At 45.9% G+C, this 22828-nt stretch carries 21 protein-coding genes and 1 tRNA gene; 4 read left to right on the top strand and 18 right to left on the bottom strand.

The genetic code is table 11. The features are described 5' to 3' along the window. Window positions 1–8 precede the first annotated feature (8 nt). The 6 genes from clpX to ispD form a co-directional block, all read right to left on the bottom strand. On the bottom strand, window positions 9–1370 hold the full coding sequence (gene clpX / locus AOC20_RS04635) for an ATP-dependent Clp protease ATP-binding subunit ClpX (protein ID WP_215361923.1): 1362 nt from the start codon (window positions 1368–1370) through the stop codon (window positions 9–11). Window positions 1371–1398: 28 nt separating this feature from the next. Next, window positions 1399–2028, bottom strand: a complete 630-nt coding sequence (gene clpP / locus AOC20_RS04630) for an ATP-dependent Clp endopeptidase proteolytic subunit ClpP (protein ID WP_215361920.1) — start codon at window positions 2026–2028, stop codon at window positions 1399–1401. A gap of 42 nt (window positions 2029–2070) precedes the next feature. Then, window positions 2071–3408 (bottom strand): trigger factor, encoded by a 1338-nt coding sequence (gene tig, locus AOC20_RS04625; protein ID WP_215361917.1) that lies wholly within the window; start codon window positions 3406–3408, stop codon window positions 2071–2073. A 56-nt stretch (window positions 3409–3464) separates the two neighbouring features. Then, a tRNA-Leu gene (locus AOC20_RS04620) sits at window positions 3465–3551 on the bottom strand. A 78-nt stretch (window positions 3552–3629) separates the two neighbouring features. Beyond that, window positions 3630–4133: a 2-C-methyl-D-erythritol 2,4-cyclodiphosphate synthase gene (ispF, locus tag AOC20_RS04615; RefSeq protein ID WP_215361915.1), complete on the bottom strand. Its 504-nt coding sequence runs from the start codon at window positions 4131–4133 to the stop codon at window positions 3630–3632. Window positions 4134–4145: 12 nt separating this feature from the next. Beyond that, window positions 4146–4895, bottom strand: a complete 750-nt coding sequence (gene ispD / locus AOC20_RS04610) for a 2-C-methyl-D-erythritol 4-phosphate cytidylyltransferase (protein ID WP_215362184.1) — start codon at window positions 4893–4895, stop codon at window positions 4146–4148. 23 nt (window positions 4896–4918) lie between these two features. Here ispD and mfd point away from each other — a divergent pair, with 23 nt between their 5' ends. Then, on the top strand, window positions 4919–8461 hold the full coding sequence (mfd, locus tag AOC20_RS04605) for a transcription-repair coupling factor (protein ID WP_215361912.1): 3543 nt from the start codon (window positions 4919–4921) through the stop codon (window positions 8459–8461). 21 nt (window positions 8462–8482) lie between these two features. Beyond that, on the top strand, window positions 8483–9373 hold the full coding sequence (gene serB, locus AOC20_RS04600; RefSeq protein ID WP_215361910.1) for a phosphoserine phosphatase SerB: 891 nt from the start codon (window positions 8483–8485) through the stop codon (window positions 9371–9373). Window positions 9374–9419: 46 nt separating this feature from the next. Here serB and AOC20_RS04595 read toward each other — a convergent pair whose 3' ends face one another. The 7 genes from AOC20_RS04595 to AOC20_RS04565 form a co-directional block, all read right to left on the bottom strand. Further along, entirely contained in the window at window positions 9420–10604 is a 1185-nt protein-coding gene (locus AOC20_RS04595; protein WP_215361908.1) for an acetyl-CoA C-acyltransferase family protein, read from the bottom strand. A 91-nt stretch (window positions 10605–10695) separates the two neighbouring features. Beyond that, window positions 10696–12054, bottom strand: a complete 1359-nt coding sequence (rimO, locus tag AOC20_RS04590; RefSeq protein WP_215361906.1) for a 30S ribosomal protein S12 methylthiotransferase RimO — start codon at window positions 12052–12054, stop codon at window positions 10696–10698. A gap of 2 nt (window positions 12055–12056) precedes the next feature. Beyond that, window positions 12057–12617 carry a polyhydroxyalkanoate synthesis repressor PhaR gene (gene phaR, locus AOC20_RS04585; RefSeq protein ID WP_215361904.1) on the bottom strand — a complete coding sequence of 187 codons (561 nt, stop codon included), beginning with the start codon at window positions 12615–12617 and terminating at the stop codon, window positions 12057–12059. A gap of 118 nt (window positions 12618–12735) precedes the next feature. Beyond that, complete coding sequence (locus AOC20_RS04580) at window positions 12736–13476, bottom strand: 3-ketoacyl-ACP reductase (RefSeq protein ID WP_215361902.1); 741 nt, start codon at window positions 13474–13476, stop codon at window positions 12736–12738. Between the two features lie 32 nt (window positions 13477–13508). Then, window positions 13509–15143, bottom strand: coding sequence for a class I poly(R)-hydroxyalkanoic acid synthase (gene phaC / locus AOC20_RS04575; RefSeq protein WP_215361900.1), 1635 nt, complete (start codon window positions 15141–15143; stop codon window positions 13509–13511). 116 nt (window positions 15144–15259) lie between these two features. Further along, window positions 15260–15988 (bottom strand): peptidoglycan editing factor PgeF, encoded by a 729-nt coding sequence (gene pgeF, locus AOC20_RS04570; RefSeq protein WP_251373163.1) that lies wholly within the window; start codon window positions 15986–15988, stop codon window positions 15260–15262. A gap of 29 nt (window positions 15989–16017) precedes the next feature. Continuing rightward, window positions 16018–17058: an RluA family pseudouridine synthase gene (locus AOC20_RS04565; protein WP_215361896.1), complete on the bottom strand. Its 1041-nt coding sequence runs from the start codon at window positions 17056–17058 to the stop codon at window positions 16018–16020. A 20-nt stretch (window positions 17059–17078) separates the two neighbouring features. Between AOC20_RS04565 and AOC20_RS04560 the strand changes: the two genes are divergently transcribed. Then, the gene (locus AOC20_RS04560; protein WP_215361894.1) at window positions 17079–17966 is read left to right on the top strand and encodes an outer membrane protein assembly factor BamD; all 888 of its coding nucleotides are present in this window, start codon (window positions 17079–17081) and stop codon (window positions 17964–17966) included. A gap of 87 nt (window positions 17967–18053) precedes the next feature. Here AOC20_RS04560 and alr read toward each other — a convergent pair whose 3' ends face one another. Continuing rightward, on the bottom strand, window positions 18054–19145 hold the full coding sequence (gene alr / locus AOC20_RS04555) for an alanine racemase (RefSeq protein WP_215362182.1): 1092 nt from the start codon (window positions 19143–19145) through the stop codon (window positions 18054–18056). 74 nt (window positions 19146–19219) lie between these two features. On the opposite strand from alr, the gene lplT reads away from it, so the two are divergent. After that, complete coding sequence (lplT, locus tag AOC20_RS04550; RefSeq protein WP_215361892.1) at window positions 19220–20539, top strand: lysophospholipid transporter LplT; 1320 nt, start codon at window positions 19220–19222, stop codon at window positions 20537–20539. 15 nt (window positions 20540–20554) lie between these two features. Here the strand turns inward: lplT and AOC20_RS04545 are convergent, their stop codons facing one another. Genes AOC20_RS04545 through AOC20_RS04530 form a run of 4 tightly spaced genes read right to left on the bottom strand, consistent with a single transcriptional unit; the run spans window position 20555 to window position 22823 of the window. After that, entirely contained in the window at window positions 20555–21079 is a 525-nt protein-coding gene (locus tag AOC20_RS04545) for a uracil-DNA glycosylase family protein (RefSeq protein ID WP_215361890.1), read from the bottom strand. Next, the gene (gene rimI / locus AOC20_RS04540; RefSeq protein ID WP_215361888.1) at window positions 21076–21606 is read right to left on the bottom strand and encodes a ribosomal protein S18-alanine N-acetyltransferase; all 531 of its coding nucleotides are present in this window, start codon (window positions 21604–21606) and stop codon (window positions 21076–21078) included. Before rimI ends, AOC20_RS04545 begins: the two co-directional genes overlap by 4 nt. After that, window positions 21606–22310: a tRNA (adenosine(37)-N6)-threonylcarbamoyltransferase complex dimerization subunit type 1 TsaB gene (gene tsaB, locus AOC20_RS04535; protein WP_251373162.1), complete on the bottom strand. Its 705-nt coding sequence runs from the start codon at window positions 22308–22310 to the stop codon at window positions 21606–21608. Before tsaB ends, rimI begins: the two co-directional genes overlap by 1 nt. Before the next feature lie 45 nt (window positions 22311–22355). After that, window positions 22356–22823, bottom strand: coding sequence for a VOC family protein (locus AOC20_RS04530; RefSeq protein WP_215361886.1), 468 nt, complete (start codon window positions 22821–22823; stop codon window positions 22356–22358). Between the last annotated feature and the right edge of the window lie 5 nt (window positions 22824–22828).

Raw genomic sequence — 22828 nt, 5'->3', positions numbered from 1 at the left:
CTAAGAATTTAGGCTTTTTTGCTCAAATCAGCCTGTTCAGCATCTTGTTTATAGACCAAAAGCGGCTTTCCACCTTCAGCAATGCTGCTTTCGTCGATAACGACCTTTTGGACATTCTTAAGGGATGGGAGGTCATACATCACATCCATCAAAGAACCTTCAAGAATTGATCTCAGGCCACGAGCACCCGTTTTGCGCGCAATAGCCTTCTTAGCAATAGCAGACAGTGCTTCACGACGCACTTCAAGCTCGGAACCTTCCATGGTGAGCAAAGCTTGATATTGCTTAACCAAGGCATTTTTAGGCTCAGTCAATATCTGAATCAGTGCCTCTTCATCCAATTGAGCCAAAGTAGCAACTACTGGCAAACGACCAATTAACTCTGGAATCAAACCAAACTTAATCAAATCCTCTGGCTCCACTTCAATTAAGAGATCACTTACGCCTCGATCATCTTTGCCTGGAACGGTAGCGTTAAAACCAATGCCAGTTTTAGCAGTGCGCTGCTGAATCACTTTTTCGAGGCCGTCAAATGCACCGCCGCAAATAAACAAAATATTCGTTGTATCGACCTGAAGAAAGTCTTGGTTAGGATGCTTGCGTCCACCTTGGGGTGGAACAGAAGCCATCGTACCTTCAACCAACTTTAACAATGCTTGTTGGACACCTTCGCCAGATACGTCACGAGTAATTGATGGGTTATCTGATTTACGGGAGATCTTATCGATCTCATCAATGTAAACAATTCCACGTTGAGCTTTTTCAACGTTGTAATCGCAAGCTTGTAATAATTTTTGAATGATGTTTTCAACGTCTTCACCAACATAACCAGCTTCAGTTAAGGTGGTAGCATCTGCCATCACAAATGGCACGTCCAACATGCGTGCCAATGTCTGCGCTAATAATGTTTTACCTGAACCGGTCGGTCCAATCAACAAAATATTACTCTTAGCCAACTCAACACCATCGACCATTGCCTTGGCTGGAAGCTTGGATTCTTTCTTATCAGCACCCTCTACAGGCTTGCCGTCTTTGTCCAACTTCTCCTTTTTAGGCTTAGGCAAATACTGCAAACGCTTGTAGTGGTTATAAACAGCAACCGCAAGGGTTTTCTTGGCATGATCTTGACCAATCACATACTGATCTAAGTTCTCACGAATTTGATGAGGGGTTGGCAAGGAATCATCGCCCTCTTCCTTAGGAAGCTTAGCAATTTCTTCCTGAATAATGTCTGTACAAAGATCAATGCATTCATCGCAAATAAATACAGAAGGGCCAGCAATGAGTTTCTTAACTTCATTCTGACTTTTGCCACAAAAGGAGCAATGTAGAACTTTATCTGCTGAATTAGTAGTGTTTGTATCGCTCAAAATGGGCTCAGTAAATTTCTAATACGGATTAAGGGCGCTTCTCGATGACCTTATCAATCAAGCCATACTCACGCGCTTGATCTGCTGACATGAAGTTATCACGATCAGTATCTTTAGCAATCGTTTCAATCGATTGACCAGTGCGGTCAGACAAAATTTTGTTAAGACGTTCACGCAAGTACAAAATCTCACGAGCTTGAATCTCAATATCAGAGGCTTGACCACGGGCACCGCCTAATGGCTGGTGAATCATGACGCGAGAATTAGGCAATGCATAGCGCTTACCTTTTTCGCCGGCACATAATAAAAATGCGCCCATACTGGCAGCCATGCCCATGCACAATGTGCTGACATGAGGCTTAATAAATTGCATAGTGTCGTAGATGGCTAAGCCAGCCGATACTGAGCCGCCAGGAGAATTGATATACAGAGAAATTTCTTTGTCTGGATTTTCACTCTCAAGAAATAGCAATTGCGCAATCACCAAGTTTGCAGTTTGGTCATTCACTTCGCCAACTAAAAACACAACACGCTCACGTAACAATCTAGAGTAGATGTCGTAAGCACGCTCACCTCTACCAGAGGTTTCAATCACCATAGGAACCAAGCCCAAGCCTTTTGGTTCTAGATTTTCAGACTGAGAATGGTTGTAGATCATTTTGAAACCTCTTATAGGTAAATGGATGACTTAGTGAATAACTTAGTTTAGCTTGCTGAGCTCTTCAAAGCTAACGGCCTTGTCGCTTACTTTAGCCTGTGATGTGAAATACTTGATTACATTATCTTCAAGAACAAGATTCTCGATATCCTTCAAGCGACTTGGATTGCTGTAGAACCAACGAACTACCTCTTTAGGATCTTCGTAAGTTGCAGCCTGCTCGTCGATTTCAGCCTTAATTTGATCGGCAGTGGCAGCCAAGTTTTGTTTTTTCACCAATTCGCTCAGGATCAAGCCAAGACGGACGCGCTTGGTAGCTTGCTCAGCAAAGATCTCCACAGGAATTGGCGCATCTTTTGCATTTGGAACACCACGCTGCATCAAATCTTGACGTGCATTTTCAACCAAACGTTCTTGCTCGGACGCCACCAAAGATTTAGGAACATCTAGTTCGCATAAAGCGTTAAGTTTATCCATTACTTCATTTTTCAACAAAGAAGTAATACGACGCTTCACTTCACGATCTAAATTTTCTTTTACTTCAGAACGCATTTTAGCGACGCCACCTTCAGTAACACCCAAAGACAATGCAAACGCATCATCAACTGCTGGTAGATGTGGCCAATTGACGGACTTCACAGTAATAGTGAACTCAGCAGTTTTGCCTGCAACATCTTTACCGTGGTAATCCTCGGGGAAAGCTAATGGGAATGATTTGCTCTCGCCTGCTTTGAGACCTAAAGTTGCTGCCTCAAACTCAGGAAGCATGCGACCTTCGCCTAATACAAATTCAAAATTCTCTGCTTTGCCACCAGCGAACTCAACGCCATCAATTTTGCCAACAAAATCGATAACCACTTGGTCACCACTTTGCGCAGCAGTATTTGAACCGCCATCACCGTGGGCACCGGCCTCACCGCGAGTGTGGTAGTGCACTTGCTGCTTACGTAATACATCTAGAGCACGATCGATTTCAGCTTCGCCAATGTCGGTTGTGTATTTAGTTACTTCAGCACTACTAAAGTCGCCGATCTTCACTTCCGGCAATACTTCAAAGAAGGCGTCAAAAACAACCTGCTCTGCATCGAGTTCACTCTTTGGCTCTAAACGAGGTTGACCTGCTAAAGCAACACCCGCCTTTTGAGCTTGCTCATAAAAGAGTTCTGCGGCTTTATCAAACTGGAGCTCAAAGTCCACTTGCATACCGTGTTGTTTTTCAATGATGTTCTTTGGAACCTTGCCTGGACGGAAGCCTGCCATTTTCATGGTTTTACCAACTTGAGCTAAACGGGCATCACGCGCTTTTGCCAAATCGGCACGAGCGAATTCCAAAGTCATCTTACGGTCTAGTGAACCTAAATTTTCTATCTGCACAGCCATTCTCGTCTCTTAATTGAATTCTGGAAATGTGAAGTCCAAGCCAAGTAGCAATCTTGTGGTGCGAGGAGGGGGACTCGAACCCCCACACCATTTCTGGCGTCAGGACCTAAACCTGGTGCGTCTACCAATTTCGCCATCCTCGCGAATATCCGCAAACTGCCAAGCTTAGACTTCACTCTAAAGACCGTAATTCTACAATGCCTAGGGTTTTAGAGGATCTTTTAGGCCTTGTAGAGCAAAGCTACCGCATGGACAGCAACGCCCTCGCCTCTGCCTAGATGACCCAGGGATTCGTTGGTCTTCGCTTTGAGATTGACGTGGCTTGGGGTTACAGCCAAATCTGTAGCGATATTACGGACCATTTCGGGTAGAAAATCCGCTAATTTAGGCTTCTGGCAAATAATCGTGGCATCCACATTGCCAATATGAAACCCTGCGGCCTGTACCTTTTGCAAGGCCGCTCTGAGCAAGATTCGGCTATCCATATCCTTAAATTGGGGGTCGGTATCTGGAAATAACTGCCCAATATCATTTAACCCAGCCGCCCCCAATAAGGCATCGGTCAAAGCATGCAACAAGGCATCCGCATCGGAATGGCCTAATAAGCCTTTTTCGTAAGGCACATGCACGCCACCAAGAATCAGCTTTCGATCCGCAACTAAAGCATGGACATCGTAGCCCTGGCCAATACGAAATTGGGGAATGTGGGGGTTAGTTTGAGTCATATAGGTTCTTTATCAATTTGCACCGGGGCTTAAGATTAATTGCATTAACTCCCAGTCTGCGGGATGAGTCACTTTGAAGTTGCGTGCGGCTCCCTCAATCAATAAAGGTCTGTCTCCTGCTAATTCAATTGCACTAGCCTCATCAGTCACATCAGCCTCAAGACGAATAGCGCTCTCAAGCGCATCATGTAATTGCTTCAAGCCAAACATCTGTGGCGTCTGAGCTTGCCATAAGTGATCTCGTGGAATAGTTCTTTCTGAATGCGGGATATTGCCTGCTATCACCGAATCTAAATCAGCCTGCTTTAATGTATCAGCCAATGGCACAGCCAAAATACCGCCAGCAGCAGAAGCTTGTACTGAAGTAATGAGTTTATTAATTAAGGCAGGAGTAATCCCGGGTCTAGCTGCATCATGGACCAAAATCCAGTCATCCTCTGGAATGCCGAACTTAATCATTGCAGACAAGGTATTTCGCACAGTTTCTTGTCTGGTTGGGCCCCCCGTTGGAACCACATGAATAGCTGCGTCAATGCCGGCAAGTGGCTGCAAAATGGGATTGTCTTTAAAGCCAGGACTCACACCAATCCATATGGAATCAATCTGTGTGGAGCTTTTAAACGCCTCTAGCGCATAAGCAACCATGGGCTTGCCTGCTAACTGCTGAAACTGCTTGGGCAATTCCCCGCCCAAGCGAGATCCAGTACCAGCGGTTGGCAACAGCGCGTGGCACCTCTTGTTAGATTGATTTCCAGAACCCATGCCTGATTCTATAATGAGCGCAGATGTCTGACGCATTAAATCTAGCACCCCCTATACCCGCTCCTCGGGCTGGGCAGCGCTTTACCTTTTCCGGGCTGGTTGGATCTGCAGATGCGGCTTTAATAGCCCAAACCGCCCTACGCTATCGGGATCAGTTTTCAGTCATGGTCATTTTTTGTGCGCAAGCACAGGAGGCCCAACGTCTTCTAGAAGAAATTCCTGCGTTTGCACCTAAGTTAAAAACTAGACTACTTCCCGATTGGGAAATTCTTCCTTACGACCACTTTTCACCACATCAGGATTTGGTCTCAGAGCGTCTTGCAACTCTTTACGAATTACTCAACGGCAGTTGCGACATTGTTTTGGTGCCCGTTACCACCGCACTACAAAGATTAGGCCCGCCAAATTTTTTATCTGGTCACACTTTTTTCTTCAGGCAAGGTGACAAGCTCAATGAAGCCGCGTTAAAGCTGCAGCTTCAACAAGCAGGCTATGACCCCGTAAGCGCCGTGATGCGACCCGGTGAATACAGTATTCGCGGTGGCCTATTTGATTTATTTCCGATGGGGTCAACTCTCCCCTACCGACTCGATTTATTCGGTGATGAGATTGAACAAATTAGGGCATTTGATCCCGATACTCAACGCAGCCTTTATCCCGTTAAAGAAGTTCGCCTGCTCCCTGGACATGAGTTTCCCTTTGATGATGCCTCACGCACTGCATTTAGGGGCCGCTGGAGAGAAGTATTTGAAGGTGATCCCAGCCGCTGTTCAATTTACAAAGACGCTAACTTAGGTATACCCAGCGCTGGTATTGAATCCTACCTACCTCTTTTCTTTGAAGAGCGATCCAATCTCTTTGACTACTTTCCACGTTCAGGCGATCCGGTATGGCTAGTCAGCATTGGTGATGCTGAGGACACGATCAAAGGCTTTTGGAAAGACACGCTGTCACGTTATGAGTTTCTTAAGCACGATTTGGATCGTCCAATTCTGCCGCCAAAAGAGTTATTCCTAGATGTTGATGAATTCTTTACGATATCAAAATCCTATGCACGCTTGACACTTGAAAAAGATGGAGCAGAGAAAAGTCAATTTTTAGCTGTTCCTGATATTGCAGTTCATCGTCGCGATAACGATCCGATAAACCTTCTACGCAAAGTAGTCGCATCAGAGAAAGTTCGTGTCCTAGTCTGCAGCGATAGTGCGGGACGTAAAGAATCCATTCGGCAACTCTTTGATGAGAGTAACTCGGTAGCTGGACAGGGTGGCAAACCCCTTTATCCGCTCAAGCCAGAGGGCTTCGATAGTATTGCGGATTTTATAAAGAGTGATTCTTTATTTGGCCTGGTTACTGCACCACTTTTCAACGGCTTTTCTTGGCCCGCTGAAAATCTGCTGGTTATTACCGAAGCAGAACTATTCACCACTACAGCAAGGCAAAGACGTAAAGGCAAAGCGAGTGAGAGTGCTGACCCTGACATGCTGTTTAAGGATCTGTCAGAACTCAAGATCGGCGATCCCGTAGTTCACGCTGAACATGGCATTGGACGTTACCAAGGCTTAGTGCTTCTCAATTTAGCGCCGCCTAAAGAAGCACCGATTTTCGAAGAGTTTTTGCATTTGCAATATGCAGGCCAAGCAACCTTATACGTACCCGTGCAGCAGCTCCAAATGGTGACGCGTTATGCTGGCTCGGACCCCGATTCAGCCCCATTGCATCAACTGGGCTCAGGACAATGGGATAAGGCCAAGCGTAAGGCTGCCCAACAGATTCGGGATACTGCTGCTGAACTGTTAGGCTTATATGCTGCAAGAGCCATACGCAAAGGACATGCATTTGAGTTTTCAGCTCATGACTATGCGGCATTTGCTGAAAGCTTTGGCTTTGAAGAAACCCCAGACCAAGCCAATGCTATTGCAGCCGTCATTGGCGATATGACTAGCGGTACACCAATGGATCGATTAGTTTGTGGTGATGTTGGTTTTGGAAAAACAGAGGTCGCCTTGCGGGCGAGTTTTGTTGCAGTCATGGGTGGTAAACAAGTAGCCATCTTGGCACCGACCACTCTACTTGCTGAACAACATGTGGCCACCTGGAAGGATCGCTTTGCAGATTGGCCCGTGCGCATTGTTGAACTCTCACGTTTTAAAACCACCAAAGAAATCAATTCCGCTTTAGAAGCAATCGCAAAAGGTGATGCAGACATCATCATTGGCACACATAAACTGCTTTCTAAAGAAACCCAGTTCGCCAATCTTGGCTTAGTCATTGTGGATGAAGAGCATCGTTTTGGTGTACGCCAGAAAGATGCCCTCAAGGCTCTGCGCGCTGAAGTTGATATCCTGACGCTAACCGCTACCCCAATTCCGAGAACACTCGGCATGGCTATGGAAGGTTTACGTGAGTTCTCGATTATTGCCACAGCACCACAGAAGCGGCTTGCCATTAAAACCTTTGTGCGACGTGAGGGAGATGGTGTTATTCGTGAAGCAGTACTACGTGAAATTAAACGTGGTGGTCAGGTTTATTTCCTGCATAACGAAGTAGAAACCATTCAGAATCGTAAACATGCACTCCAGGAGCTGATTCCTGAGGCTCGCATTAGTGTTGCCCACGGACAAATGCATGAGCGTGAGCTGGAGTCTGTCATGCGTGAGTTTGTAACCCAGCGCACCAATATCTTGTTATGTACCACCATTATTGAAACCGGTATTGACGTTCCCACAGCCAATACCATCATCATGCATCGTGCAGATAAATTTGGTTTAGCTCAATTACATCAATTACGAGGACGTGTTGGACGCTCACACCACCAGGCCTATGCATATTTACTGGTTCCTGATCCTGAGGCACTCAGCAAACAAGCACAACTAAGGTTGAACGCTATTCAGGCAATGGAAGAGCTCGGCTCTGGCTTCTACTTAGCCATGCATGACCTAGAGATACGCGGGGCTGGTGAGGTACTGGGAGACAAACAGTCCGGAGAAATCCATGAGATTGGTTTCCAGCTTTATACCGAGATGTTGAACCGCGCAGTCAAATCACTGCGAAGTGGTAAAGAGCCTGACTTGCTCTCTCCATTGCAGGCCACTACCGATGTTAATCTTGGGTTGCCAGCCCTTCTTCCCGAAGATTATTGCCCTGATGTTCATGAGCGACTATCTTTGTACAAACGCTTTGCTGGCACGCATGATTTCTCAGAATTAATGGGATTGCGAGAAGAGTTAGTAGATCGCTTTGGCGACCTGCCTGATCAGGCCAAATCTTTTTATGAGACTCATCGCCTTCGTTTAGAGATGACGGGTTTTGGCATCAAAAAGATTGATGCAACCCCTAGTTCTATTCAGATTCAATTTATTCCGAATCCACCGATTGATCCGATGAAGATTATTCAACTAATACAGTCTTCAAAATATATTCAGCTCAATGGTCAAGATAAACTGAAGGTGCTTCCGCAGAAAGAGCGTGAATTTGAGAAGCTAGAGCAACGACTGGATGCTATTCGCAATATCTTGCGACGCCTGAATGAATCAGCAGTCTTAAGCTCTGCAAAAGTAAGCTAAAAATCCGATTATGATTAAGTTATGCCCAACCACCAAGTCCTTGTAACCCTATCCAGAGAGCCCATAGCTGAGAAACTGATCTTTTCTTTAAAGGATCAAGCCTTGAAGTTTGGTATTTCGCTCCACTCTATCGGTGGACAGGCGGGAAATGGAACTTACTATATCGAGCGTTTTGAATCTAATGCCCATCTAGATACCACACAGCGAGAGCAACTAAGAACCATTACCGCAAATTTTAATACCGATCTCTGCTTTCTAAAACCTGATCTCATTGCTCAAGATATTCGTGTTTTAGCCATGGATATGGACTCAACACTAATTAATATCGAATGTATAGATGAGATTGCGGATTTCACAGGCAAAAAATCTGCAGTCGCAGAAATCACTGAAGCCACTATGCGCGGTGAAATTAAAGACTTTAAGGAGAGCTTGCGTAGGCGTGTTGCGCTGCTAGAGGGTGTCCATGCCGATGCACTCGATTCGGTTTATCGCGAGCGTTTACGCTCCAATCCAGGTGCTGTAGAGCTTTTGGCTGGAGCTAACGAGCGGGGCATATATACCCTTCTTGTCTCCGGCGGCTTTACATTCTTTACGGAAAAGCTGCGCGAGCAATTAGGCTTTAAGCAAACCCAAGCCAACACCCTTGAAATCATCGATGGCAAGTTAACCGGCAGAGTCCTCGGTGATATTGTTGATGGCGTAGCGAAGGCTGCTCACCTAGATGCAGTCTGCGCCCGCCTCGGTTGCACTAAAGCGAATTCCATCACGATGGGTGATGGCGCTAATGATTTAATCATGATGAACGGCTCTGGAATTAGCATTGCCTATCAAGCCAAGCCTCTTGTCAAAGAAAAAGCCGACGCGGCTTTTGACCGAGTCGGCTTAGATGCTGCTTTACTACTGATCTCCTAAGTTTTTACCCAAGAGATCAGGGTAATTTTGATATCTATTTCAGAGCTTACAGACGCTCAAAAATAGTCGCGATACCTTGGCCACCGCCAATACACATCGTTACCAATGCATATTTGCCTTGCACGCGATGAAGCTCATGAATTGCTTTAGTAGCAATTGCTGCACCAGAGCAACCAATTGGGTGACCCAATGCAATGGCGCCACCATTCACGTTAGTCTTAGCTGGATCTAAACCCAAGCCTTTAGTCACCGCCAAGGCTTGAGCAGCAAAAGCTTCATTAGATTCAATCACATCGATTTGATCTAACTTGAGGCCTGCGCGCTCTAGAGCAATTTTGGTAGCCGGGATTGGACCTTCACCCATGATGTGGTTTGGCACACCAGCAACTGCATAAGAAACTAAACGGGCAATCGGTTTATGACCGGCCTTCTTCGCAGTTTCAGCATCAGCCAATACAAAGAATGCGGCGCCATCGTTAATGCCTGAGGCATTACCCGCAGTAACGGAGCCGCCTTCTTTTTTGAACACGGCCTTCATCTTGCCAAGTGTTTCCATAGTGGTATCTGGCTTGCAATGCTCATCGGTATCAAACACGATATCGCCCTTGCGAGTTTTAATCGTGATTGGAACAATCTGAGATTTAAAGCGACCTTCTTTAATAGCATTTGCTGCACGGCGATGTGACTCAACTGCCAGTGCATCTTGCTCCTCACGGGTAAGCTTCCATTTCTCTACGAGATTTTCTGCAGTGACGCCCATATGACCAACACCAAATGGGTCAGTCAAAACTGCCACCATCAAATCGAGCATTTTGGTATCACCCATGCGCGCACCGCTACGCATTGCTGGTGATCCATACATACCGCGTGACATCACCTCAACACCGCCACCAACACCATAGTCACAATCACCCAACATAATTTGCTGTGCAGTTGTCACAATTGCTTGCAAGCCTGAGCTACACAAACGATTCAACGCCATTGCCACAGATTCCATTGGCAAGCCAGCCTGAATAGATGCTACGCGAGCAACATAGGCATAACGACTATCTGTTGGAATGGTATTCCCCACAGTAACGTAGTTAATTAAAGCTGGATCAACACCTGAGCGAGCAACTGCCTCTTTCATCACAATGCCGCCTAGCTCAGAAGGCTCAAAGCTGCTGAGGGAACCATTAAAGGTGCCAATTGCGGAACGAACTGCACTTAAGACAACGACATCACGACTCATATCAATCCCCTTTGCTAAGCCCAATTCATGGGCTGACACTGCACTAAATAAGTACTAAAAAGTAATTCAACTATCAGTTTTATTGCATTCGTCAAGTTTCGGCTATTAGGTCATGCCCTTGGGAGCCAATAACCGTTGCTCGGATGATTTCTCCGGCGCGATAGCGTTTGGAAGGCTTGCTAGGCGGCAAAACCCTCACTAAACCATCAATTTCGGGGGCATCACCAATGCTGCGCCCAATTCCACCCTGGTCATCTACTCGATCAATAATCACCTGAATGCGCTTGCCTACTTTTTTGGCAAGTCGCTTTATAGAGATTTCTTCTGCTTTAGCCATGAATCTGGCTCGACGCTCTTCACGAATCTCTTCAGGAACAGGGTTTTCTAATTGATTGGCTGTAGCGCCATCGACGGGAGAGTAGGCAAAACAGCCTGCTCTATCAATTTGAGCTTCATCTAAGAAATTCAGAAGATATTCAAACTCTTGCTCGGTTTCACCAGGAAAGCCTGCAATAAAGGTGCTGCGAATCACGAGATCGGGACAAGCATCACGCCATGCCAAGATGCGCTCTATATTCTTTTCACCGCTAGCAGGACGCTTCATGCGCTTGAGAACATCCGGGTGGGCATGTTGCAGCGGAATATCCAAGTATGGAAGAACGCCATAACCATGCTCTGAGAATTCAGCCATTAAAGGCAGCACATCATCCACATGCGGATAGGGGTATACATAATGCAATCTCACCCAAGCTTGATGCTCGCGCGCAATTTGATTTAAGGCATTCACCAAATCGAACATCTTAGTTTTAACTGGTTTGCCATCCCAAAAGCCGGTGCGATATTGAATATCCACACCATAGGCACTTGTATCTTGCGATACAACCAATAACTCTTTTACGCCGGACTCAAATAGGCGCTTAGCTTCAAGCAAGACTTCACCTATGGGACGTGAAACTAAATCCCCCCGCATATTCGGGATGATGCAAAAAGTACAGCGATGATTACAACCCTCGCTAATTTTGAGATAAGCGTAATGCTTTGGTGTAAGTTTTACACCGGCTGGTGGTACTAAATCTGTAAATGGATCATGCGGCTTGGGTAAATGCAAATGAATCGCTTGCATGACCTCATCAGTAGCATGGGGCCCTGTAACAGCAAGGACTTTAGGGTGAATACTGGAAATCAGATCGCTGCCATCGGTATTCTTTCTAGCACCCAAACAACCAGTCACAATAACTTTGCCGTTTTCGGCTAAGGCCTCACCAATAGCGGAGAGGCTCTCCTCAACTGCTGAATCAATAAAACCGCAGGTGTTAACAACAACGAGATCCGCGCCAGAATAGTCTTTGGCTGTCTCGTATCCTTCAGCGCTAAGTTGCGTCAGGATCAGTTCAGAATCTACTAGCGCCTTAGGGCAGCCTAAGGATACAAATCCAATTTTTCCAGCCACAACTATTCTTTTTCAGTTTTATTAGGCTGTGGTGAAAACGGGAAGTTTCCAAAGATGTTTTGCGAACCTTGCACTTGCTCCTGCATCTTAATGAAGAGATCTTTGCTCTGCTCCATGTAGTTGCCCATCAAGCCTTGCATCAGTGGGTTTTGCAGATTCATCATTTGAGACCAGGCCTCTGGAGTGCTACCAGCAGCAAGTCCCTTAGTTTGATCGCCGAGCTTGTTGTGAATATCCACAAAAGATTGCATTGTCTTTTCGAGGTAATTTCCCATCAAACCTTGCATGGAATTTCCATAGAAGCGAATAATCTGAGAAAGCATTTGCGTAGAGAACACTGGTGCACCACCAGCTTCTTCTTCAAGAATAATTTGCAGCAAAATATTGCGCGTTAAATCTTCTTCAGTTTTAGCGTCAACAACTTTGAAAACTTCACTTCCCATGACCAAGTTCTTAATGTCTGACAAAGTGACATACGTACTGGTTTGAGTGTCGTAGAGACGACGATTCGGGTATTTCTTAATGAGCCGATCTTCGCCAGCTCGTTTAGCGCGGGTAACCATTTTTATCCTTACTCTTTACTGCATCGCAACATCAGCGTAGTTTAGCCCTAGTTAGGCCAAAAGGTAAATACGCTGTGTTGCGTACTACAAATACAGCAATAAATGCTGCGGTGCAATATTAACCGGTATGAATACCACCGTTTAATGAGAAGTCTGCACCAGTTGCATAGCCACCATCATCAGAAGCAATCCAGCAACAGATTGAAGCGATCTCTTCAGGCGTGCCTAAACGCTTAACGGGAATACCGGAAACGATCTTTTCCAGGACATCTTCACGAATGGCTTTCACCATATCAGTACCAATGTAGCCAGGAGAAACTGTATTAACGGTTACACCTTTAGTGGCCACTTCTTGAGCTAAAGCCATCGTAAAGCCATGTAAACCTGCCTTAGCAGTGGAATAGTTGGCTTGGCCAAATTGACCTTTTTGACCATTTACAGATGAGATATTGATAATGCGACCCCAGTTGTTTTCAACCATGCCATCAATCACTTGTTTCGTTACGTTAAACAAGGAGTTCAGATTGGTATCAATGACGGCTTTCCAAGCATCGGGAGTCATTTTGCGGAAAACGCTGTCACGGGTAATACCGGCGTTATTTACCAATACGTCTACACGACCCAACTCAGCCTTCACCTTTTCAAAGGCAGCAACAGTGCTGTCCCAGTCGGAAACGTTACCTTCAGAGGCGATAAAGTCATAGCCGAGGGCTTTTTGCTCACCAAGCCAGCGGTCTTTGCGCGGAGAATTGGGTCCACAGCCAGCAATCACCTTAAAGCCGTCCTTAGCGAGACGTTGACAAATAGCGGTACCAATACCACCCATACCACCAGTTACATATGCGACTTTTTGAGACATTACATTCCCCTTTTAAAAACCTTCGTTAATTGTTATTTGAGTTCCGGCGTTGCTTTTTCTTTGACATAGACGCCTGGCGCAGCCTCCATTTTTTTGTACTTCGCATTTCCAAAAACAGTGCTTGCCGGTTTTTTGTCGCCACCAAACTGCTCAAGCCATTTGGTGTAATCAGGCCACCAGCTACCGGTGATTTGCTTTGCACCTTCTAGCCACTCTTGAGCGCTTGCTGCAATCTTGCTGTTTTCAAAGTAATAGCGTTTATTTTTAGCGGGCGGATTAATCACGCCTGCAATGTGTCCAGATGCTCCGAGAACAAAACGGTTTTTACCCTTGAGAATATGCGTGGATTCATAGGCAGACTGCCAAGGAACAATATGGTCCTCTTGTGAGGCATACAAATATGCTGGGCACTTAATTTTCCCAAGATCAATTTTCTCGCCACAAATTTTGACCTTGTTAGGCTTCACCAAATCATTTTGCAAGTAGGTGTGACGCAAATACCAGCAATACATCGCGCCCGGTAGGTTGGTTGAGTCTCCATTCCAGTACAACAAGTCAAAAGGCGGTGGTGAATTACCTTTGAGATAGTTTTCAACAACGTAATTCCAAACCAAATCATTTGGACGCAAGAAGGAAAAGGTATTTCCCAAATCTAAGCCCGACATCATGCCGTACTTTCCGCCCTTACCGCCGATGCTGTTCTCTCGCATCTCGACCATGCCTTCATCGATAAAGACATCCAGAATGCCGGTATTAGTGAAATCAAGTAAGGTAGTAAACAGTGTCAAGCTAGCTGCCGGGTGCTCATCCCTAGCGGCTAGCACGGCCAATGCCGAAGTCGTTAGGGTGCCCCCTACGCAGAAACCCAAAATATTAATTTGCTTGGTATTGCCGATTTCCTTAACGACATCAATTGCCTTGATTACACCTGTACCAACGTAATCATCCCAACTTACCTGCGCCATAGATGCATCTGGATTTTTCCATGAGACTAGGAAAACGGTATGGCCTTGGCTCACCATATGGCGAACGACAGAGTTATCGGGCTGCAAATCCAAAATATAGTATTTGTTGATGCATGGAGGCACCATCAGATAAGGACGTTCAAATACTTGCTCTGTTAATGGTGTGTATTGAATTAACTCAAACAATTCATTACGAAACACTACATGACCTTCAGTAGTGGCGATATTTTTCCCCACCTCAAAAGCAGACTCATCGGTTTGTGAAACCTTGCCTTTTTTCATGTCACCCAACAAGTTCACAATCCCTTTTTGAATGGATTGTCCTTGGGAGCTAATGATGCTCTCGAGTACTTCTGGATTTGTGGCAATAAAGTTTGATGGCGAGAGCGCATCAATCATTTGCTCAGTAGTAAATAGAATTTTTTGCTTTGACTTTTCGTCCGTCTCAACCGCTTTCGCTAATTCCATTAAATGCTTTGAATTCAGCAAATAGGTGGCCGCAATCACTTTGCTCCAGGATGAGTGCCATGCCTTACCTGCGAAGCGACGATCTTTAACCTCAATCGCCTCAGGATTGGTGGCAATATGCGCTAACTCAGTGAAATACTCTTTTTGAATTTCGGATAAGCGCTCTGGCGGAATTAACGCCATATGGTGCGGTGCCAAAGATGGCGTTGCACCGGTATTCATGCCTGCAAACATAATAGTCTCTTCAATTAATTAGAGACATTCTCCGCCCTTAAGCACTAGAGAGTTATACGCAAATACCCTAGCCCAAAGGATAAGCTAGTAGTAACCCGCATACTTTCACATTTAATCTATTTTGAAATCCAGATAGCAGAAGCAAATCTACCAGTTTCACCATCGCGACGATAAGAGAAAAACTGCTCCCGGTCTCTAACGGTGCAATATTCGCCACCAAAAATTGCCTTAACGCCACAAACCTCTAAGCGAGCTCTTGCCAGCAAATATATATCCGCAAGAAATTTTCCAGGTAAATTAGGAATAGGCTTAAAAGCGTGTTCTGGAATATTGAAGCCAGAATCAGCGAATGCGGTAACGACATCTTCGCCAACCTCAAATGCATCAGGGCCAATGGCAGGACCAAGCCATGCCATCAAATCAGTCGGATTTTTATCGTCAGCGATATTTAGCAATTCAGCGACGGTATTCTCTAAAACGCCAGCACAAAGCCCTCTCCAGCCAGCATGAGCAGCACCGATCACGGTTCCACTGGAATTAGTGAACAGGACTGGTAAGCAATCTGCAGTCATGATGACCAATACCTCTCCAGGAATATTGCTAACTAATGCATCTGCGTAAATTGGCACCCCGGGGTTGGATTGCCTGTTTTGTGGGGTGCTGACTATAGTGCTATGAGTTTGTTTCAGCCAAATGGGTTCCGCTGGAAATGTTTTCGTGAAGATCGCCCTATTCTGCAAAATATCATTAATGTCATCCCCCACATGATCGCCAAGATTTAAGGAATCGAATGGCTCTCGACTAACCCCACCGATGCGGGTGCTCACCAGAGTCTTCACTGGCATTGGTGCTGCCCATTGGGGATGGATAAAAATCATGAACGTAACTCGTTTTCAATAGAGGCGAGTACCACGGCCTCATTGGGTAGTACTTCATCATTCATTCCCAGTTGCGGCAATAAATTGAATAGGTCCTCGGGTGGCAAGCGGAACCAGGTCATTAACTCATTCTTAACAGGATGCTGAAGACTGAGCGCAAAGGCATGCAAAGCTTGACGATTGAACGAAAGGGTTTTGGCTGCTCCCGGCGCTTTCTTGCGATAAACCGGGTCTCCAACCAAGGGAAAGCCGAGTGATTCCAAATGGACTCGTATTTGATGGGTGCGACCTGTCTCAAGGCGGCACTCTAATAATGCAACAGCGGACTCCCCAACCAATCCTTTAGCCAAACGTCGAAACAAGGTAGCTGCAGGCTTGCCTTGCGGACTACCTGCCGCCATTTTCAGACGATCTCGCTGATCGCGACCTACTGAAGCCAGAACCTTTCCTTTGCTTGGAGCTTCACCCCACACCCACGCTAAATAACGACGCCCTACCGTTCTTTCTTGAAGCTGGCGCACTAAGGAGGTCTGAGCCTGAGATGTTCTGGCTACGACCATTAAACCGGAAGTGTCCTTATCCAGTCGATGAACAATACCTGCCCTAGGAAGAAGCTTTAGCTCGGGATACTGAAATAACAGGCCATTTAACAGGGTGCCCGACCAATTACCGGCCGCTGGGTGAACTACCAAGCCCGGCGGCTTATTCACGACAATGATGGAATCATCCTCATAAACCACGTCCAAAGGGATATCCTCAGGACTAAAAGCAAATTGCTCAGGCATTTCCTGCGGAAACACCTTAATACTCTCGCCTCCATGGAGCAAATAACGGGCTTTAGTGACCTTGCCGTCAACCATAACGGCTCCGGCCTCAACCCATGCTTTGAGGCGATTACGAGAATAATCTGGCAAAGATCCTGCCAGCACCTTGTCCAAGCGCTCGCCAGCCATCTCTAAAGGGATATCTAGGGAGATGAAATCCTCATCATCGATATAATCAATGGGATTCGAATCAGGAGTTTGCGGCAATGCCACGCTTAGAGAGCCTTTCAGTTATGTCCGACGTAATATCAGACGCCAGTTTAAGGCTTGCTGGGAATTCTTCACCACAAAAAAAGGGCGCCCATTTACTTGGGGGTTCCTTTACTCTGCTGCTTTCCCTCATTGTCGCATTGATGCTCTTGGGCGGATGTGCCGGTAGTGATGGCAGTAAAGATGACACCGATATTTGGTCTGAGGCAAAACTCTATTCAGAGGCTACCGACAAGCTCAACGACGCTGACTTTGCTAAGTGCGGCAAATACTTTGAGAAATTAGAAGCACGCTTTCCTTTTGGGCCATATTCACAACAGGCACAAATTAATGCTGCTTATTGTTACTGGAAAGCTCAGGAGCAAACTCAAGCCCTCGTTGCAATTGATCGCTTCATCAAATTACATCAAGGTAGTCCGAATTTAGATTACGGTTATTACTTAAAGGGGCTCATTACTTTTAATGATGATTTAGGATGGCTCGGTAAATTCACTGGCCAAGATCTCAGTGAACGTGATCCAAAAGCAGCTAAAGAAGCATTTGAATCCTTTAAGGTAGTTGTAGAACGCTTTCCAAATAGTAAATATGCACCTGACTCCTTGGATCGTATGCGTTATATCGTCAACTCGCTTGCAGAAGCTGATGTTATCGTGGCTCGCTTTTACTATCAGCGTGGGGCCTATTTAGCCGCCGCCAATCGTGCGCAGCTAGTCATTCGTGACTATGACCGCGCACCCGCTGTTGAAGAAGCGCTTTACATCCTTACTAAATCTTATGAGAAGCTTGGCATGGTTGAACTCAGTAATGATTCAGCTCGTGTCTTTAAATTAAATTTCCCCGATAGCGAAATGATGTTGACTGGTCAGCGCATTAAAAAAGAGCGCAGGTGGTGGCAGTTCTGGAATAAGTAATTTTTTAAAATCTGATTCACTATATTCTTAGTAAAAAATCCTCCGCATTGGAGGATTTTTTATTTTCTGACTTGCGAATTTATGAATTTATTTAATTGCAACTGGCACTCTGGGCGCAACGGCACACAGTAATTCATAACCAATCGTATCGCTCATCTGCGCCACATCATCTACCGGCACCTTATCACCCCAAAGCTGAACGGCACTTCCAATCGTTGCATCTGGGGCTTTGCGCAAATCAATCGCCAACATATCCATGGAAACTCTGCCTACAAGTGGGCAAATGACACCATGATCGCCGGAGGCTACCCAAACAGGAGTGCCATCCTGAGCGTGACGAGGATAGCCATCTGCATAACCGCAGGCAACAATGCCTATTCTCATTGCGCCTGGCGCTTCATAGCGACCCCCATAACCAATACGATCGCCCTTTTGAAGTTCTTGTATATCAATAATTTCGCTATTCAGGTGCATAACTGCCTCAAGGTTAGCGTGCTCAATATCTGTGTGCAGCCCAGTAGGTGATGCACCATAAAGCATGATCCCGGGGCGCACCCAATCACCCAGGGCATTGCGATGCCACAAAATTGCTGCGGAATTTGCCAAGGAAGTAGATCCTGCTAATCCGGCGATCGTTTCATTAAATAATTCTTGCTGAGCGCCAACAGAGGGAAGTTTGTCTACCTGATCAGCATTCGCAAAATGAGTCATATGGTGCATGTGGTGGCCGGCCGCATGTAAACGATGAAATGCAGTCCGATAGTCATCAGGCTTAAATCCTAAGCGATTCATGCCGGTGTTCATCTTCAAAAAGACATTAAATGGCTTGTGGTTTTTACCTTTAAAACGTTCAAGCCAATCGACCTGAGCATCACAGTGAACTACCAAGTCGCAAGCTAAATCCTCAGCAAGGCTAAGCTCATTTTCATGAAAAAACCCTTCCAAAAGCAGGATTCGACCTTTCCAGCCATGCTCACGCAGCCAGGCCGCATCCTGTATATCCAGTAAGGCAAATCCATCGGTGGACGCCAATCCTTTTAAAGCGGCATCAAAACAATGGCCGTAAGCCCTAGCTTTAATTACAGACCAAATCTTGGACTCTGGCGCCAATTCCCGAACTCGGTTTAAATTATGCTGAAAGGCAGCAGTATGAATAGATGCCAAAATTGGTCTATTAATCAGGCTGTTAGCTGATTCGCCCATATTTACCCCTCCTTTCATGTTTTAATTGTATTAATGACTAGATTGTACGAATGAACCGTAGCTTTTACATCATTATGGCGGCGCAATTTTTTTCGTCGCTTGCTGATAATGCTCTCCTAATTGCAGCTATTGCTCTCTTGGCCCAGCTACACGCGCCGGCCTGGATGACGCCTTTGCTCAAATTGTTCTTCGTATTGTCCTACGTAATCTTGGCAGCCTTTGTCGGAGCCTTTGCAGACTCTCGACCCAAGGGTAATGTCATGTTTATTACCAATACGATTAAGTTTGTTGGCTGCGTGGCAATGTTATTCGGTAGTCACCCGCTGATGTCTTATGCGATCGTTGGCCTTGGGGCAGCAGCCTATTCTCCTGCCAAGTACGGCATCCTCACTGAGCTACTCCCCCCTGAAAAATTGGTAGCGGCTAATGGCTGGATCGAAGGTTTAACTGTTGGCTCGATCATTTTGGGGACTGTTTTAGGAGGCGTCCTCATCAGCAGCACCGTATCCCAAAGTCTTTTGGCGCTCGATATGCCCACTTTCGATACTGGCATTGATACTCCTGCAGAATCGGCAATCATGATCATCATGATGATTTATGTGATTGCTGCGCTCATTAACCTCAAGATTCCAGATACTGGTGCTCGCTATGTTTCACAAAAAACCAATCCTATTGAATTGATCAAAGACTTTTCCATTTGCTTTAAGACACTTTGGAATGATCGCTTGGGTCAAATTTCTTTAGCGGTGACCACCTTGTTTTGGGGTGCTGGCGCTACGCTGCAATTTATTGTCATTAAGTGGGCGCAAGTTGCCCTGCATATGAACCTGTCTCAAGGTGCAATTTTGCAAGCCATTTCAGCCGTTGGTGTTGCTGGTGGAGCGGTCTATGCTGCATGGCGCATTCCGCTGCGCAACTCCTTGAATGTGCTGCCCTATGGCATCGCCATGGGTCTCGTTGTCTGCATCATGGCTGTCTATAACTCAGACATGCTACCTAATACAACGCTGTTTACCATCGGTAAGCTGCAGGTGTCTCTCAACCTAATACCAGCCTATTTTTTATTGATATTAGTTGGTTGGCTAGCAGGTTATTTTGTAGTCCCTATGAATGCCTTATTGCAACATCGCGGCCACGTCTTGATGTCTGCAGGTCACTCTATCGCTGTACAGAACTTTAATGAAAATATTTCTGTATTGATGATGCTATTAATCTACTCGCTGCTGATCTGGCTAGATGTACCGGTGCAATTTGTGATTATTGGATTTGGTCTGGCTGTGAGTCTGATTATGTGGTTGGTTATTAAGCGCCACGCCAGAAATCAAGCTGAGTATGACTCCATGCATCTGATTGGCGAACACAAGCACTAAGCAAGTCTGAGCTTCTTAGCTATTTTGCAGTACTGATCTAGCCAGCAATAAATCCTGCCAGAGTAAGGCCTTTTCTTTCGGCTTAATGAGCACTTGATTTAATTCAAATGAAGCAATCACTGGGATCTCTTCCTCATTGCCAGTATTCAGAGCCAAGACCGTTTCACGTAACTGTGGCAACGCATCTCTCTCGCCAGTAATTTTTTGAGCTACTGAACCACCGAATGCAACGGCAACCACCGGCAGCTCAGGGCTTGATATTTGACTTAAGTTTTCAGATGCGCTTTTCCAGGTCCATTCATTTTTTTCCAGCCCCAAAACCCGAATAATGTTTTGAAATAACAGCTTCGCATCGCCCTGCGGCTCGTTACCAAAAAACCACCACATCCCATGACTAACTTTTTGGGGTGATTGCTCTTCAATAGGGGCCGCCTGCATATTCGAGGACACGGAATTCTCAGCACTGACCTGAGCCGCATCTCGAGAGGTCCATTCAGTAATGCCCATTTCCTTTAAGAAAGCGGAGTTTGTATTAGTCATAGCTCTAGCTTAATCGATTTGGCCATTACAAGCGCATCCTCACGGGACCCCGTTTCGGGACTTGCAGGATAGTAATTCTTACGCACGCCAATTTGCTCATATCCTAATTTTTGATAAAGGGCCAAGGCCGAAGTATTGGTTGGCCTCACTTCCAATATGATGCGCGGCATTTTCTGCTGAGCAGCTACACCCTCAATTGCGGCCATCATCCGCTTACCTAAACCCAGTTTTCGTAATTGAGGTGACACTGTGATATTGAGTAGATGTAACTCGTCTACCGCAGGAAAGAGGATGCAATAAGCCCATAAAACTGCTGGGTCCAAATAAGACCCCTTTACCGCTTGATCTGCTTGAGGACGGATGCAATATGCCCAATGCCCAGCAGCAAGCGAATCTGAAAAATTACCTTTGGTCCAGGGGTGGATATGAGAGACCGACTCAATCCTAAGAACTTCATCTAGGTCTGCCGGTTGCATTGGCAAGAATGAAAGCTCTGCCTCACCCGTTGTCACTGAGTTGCTCGACATTACTTAAATGCCTCTATACGCTCAGCAGTAGTTAACGCTACTTTATTACGGACATACAAAGGCTCTAGCTGGCGAATATCCTGTTGCATGCCGTTTATAAATAATTGCTTTGCGCACTCTAAAACACCCAAAGCAGATATGGAGATCTCGGAGTCCAGAGCACCAGTGAAACTGGGTAAACGCTCGCCGTAAGCATGAATAGCGTTACCAGCAAGAAATTCAACGCCCTCGAGATTGATATCCTCGGGCTTGCTCAGATGAATATCACCAATACGTTTAGGCAGTTCATTAAGTTGCGTTTCATATTTGGCCCAGTAGACTTCTTCCATGCGAGCATCAACGGCAATGACAAAATGTTGTGGGTTTATCTTTTGAAATGCTGGGGTGTTTGTCAGTTGTGCGGCAATAGCATCCAGACTACTCACTGAGATAACTGGCAGATTAGCTGCAACCGCCAATCCCTGCACCGCTGCAACTCCCAATCTAACACCAGTAAATGCACCGGGACCAACACCAACAGCAATAACATCTAAATCCTTTAAAGAAATATTGGCATTATTTAAAAGGGACTCAATCCAAGGCAGAAGAAGTTGGCTAGCGCCAGCTGAGACAGCTTCATGTCTTAGCTCTGGCGCTTGATCACCTAAAGATAAAGCCACCGAACACCAGGCTGAAGAGGTGTCGATGGCCAATATATTTGCCACTTTAAGCCTTACTTGCTTACTTACTTAGTTAATGGGTAATCCAAATTATGAACTTAAACCAGCAATCACTTCCGGGGGCGCCTGAACCAACTCAATTAAGACCCCTTCCCCGCTGATTGGAAATTCATCATTTCCTTTTGGGTGGACAAAGGTGATGTCATAGCCAGCTGCACCCTTACGGATGCCTCCAGGAGCAAAACGCAGCCCATTAGCACTCAGCCATTCGACAGCCTTAGGCAAGTCATCCACCCATAATCCTATGTGATTTAAGGGCGTTTGATGGACGGCAGGCTTCTTTTCAATATCAAATGGCTGCATGAGATCTACTTCAATCTCATGAGCACCTGAGCCAATCGCACAGATATCCTCATCGACGTTTTCACGCTCAGAGACAAAAGTACTCTTGTATTCAAAGCCAAGCATGTCAACCCATAGCTTCTTGAGACGATCTTTGTTTTCACCGCCGATGGCGATTTGCTGAATCCCCAGAATCTTAAAAGGCTTAGTGTTCATAGTCA

Source organism: Polynucleobacter ibericus (assembly GCF_018687955.1).
GTDB lineage: Bacteria > Pseudomonadota > Gammaproteobacteria > Burkholderiales > Burkholderiaceae > Polynucleobacter > Polynucleobacter ibericus.
This window is presented reverse-complemented; position numbering and strand designations above follow the sequence as displayed.

Coding starts and splice junctions, on each gene's coding strand:
- serB (WP_215361910.1), top strand. CDS start 8,483: ATGCCCAACCACCAAGTCCTTGTAACCCTATCCAGAGAGCCCATAGCT.
- AOC20_RS04595 (WP_215361908.1), bottom strand. CDS start 10,604: ATGAGTCGTGATGTCGTTGTCTTAAGTGCAGTTCGTTCCGCAATTGGC.
- clpP (WP_215361920.1), bottom strand. CDS start 2,028: ATGATCTACAACCATTCTCAGTCTGAAAATCTAGAACCAAAAGGCTTG.
- AOC20_RS04560 (WP_215361894.1), top strand. CDS start 17,079: ATGTCCGACGTAATATCAGACGCCAGTTTAAGGCTTGCTGGGAATTCT.
- ispD (WP_215362184.1), bottom strand. CDS start 4,895: ATGGGTTCTGGAAATCAATCTAACAAGAGGTGCCACGCGCTGTTGCCA.
- AOC20_RS04530 (WP_215361886.1), bottom strand. CDS start 22,823: ATGAACACTAAGCCTTTTAAGATTCTGGGGATTCAGCAAATCGCCATC.
- lplT (WP_215361892.1), top strand. CDS start 19,220: ATGAACCGTAGCTTTTACATCATTATGGCGGCGCAATTTTTTTCGTCG.
- AOC20_RS04580 (WP_215361902.1), bottom strand. CDS start 13,476: ATGTCTCAAAAAGTCGCATATGTAACTGGTGGTATGGGTGGTATTGGT.
- phaR (WP_215361904.1), bottom strand. CDS start 12,617: ATGGTTACCCGCGCTAAACGAGCTGGCGAAGATCGGCTCATTAAGAAA.
- rimI (WP_215361888.1), bottom strand. CDS start 21,606: ATGTCGAGCAACTCAGTGACAACGGGTGAGGCAGAGCTTTCATTCTTG.
- phaC (WP_215361900.1), bottom strand. CDS start 15,143: ATGTTTGCAGGCATGAATACCGGTGCAACGCCATCTTTGGCACCGCAC.
- mfd (WP_215361912.1), top strand. CDS start 4,919: ATGTCTGACGCATTAAATCTAGCACCCCCTATACCCGCTCCTCGGGCT.
- pgeF (WP_251373163.1), bottom strand. CDS start 15,988: ATGCCAGTGAAGACTCTGGTGAGCACCCGCATCGGTGGGGTTAGTCGA.
- ispF (WP_215361915.1), bottom strand. CDS start 4,133: ATGACTCAAACTAACCCCCACATTCCCCAATTTCGTATTGGCCAGGGC.
- AOC20_RS04545 (WP_215361890.1), bottom strand. CDS start 21,079: ATGACTAATACAAACTCCGCTTTCTTAAAGGAAATGGGCATTACTGAA.
- tig (WP_215361917.1), bottom strand. CDS start 3,408: ATGGCTGTGCAGATAGAAAATTTAGGTTCACTAGACCGTAAGATGACT.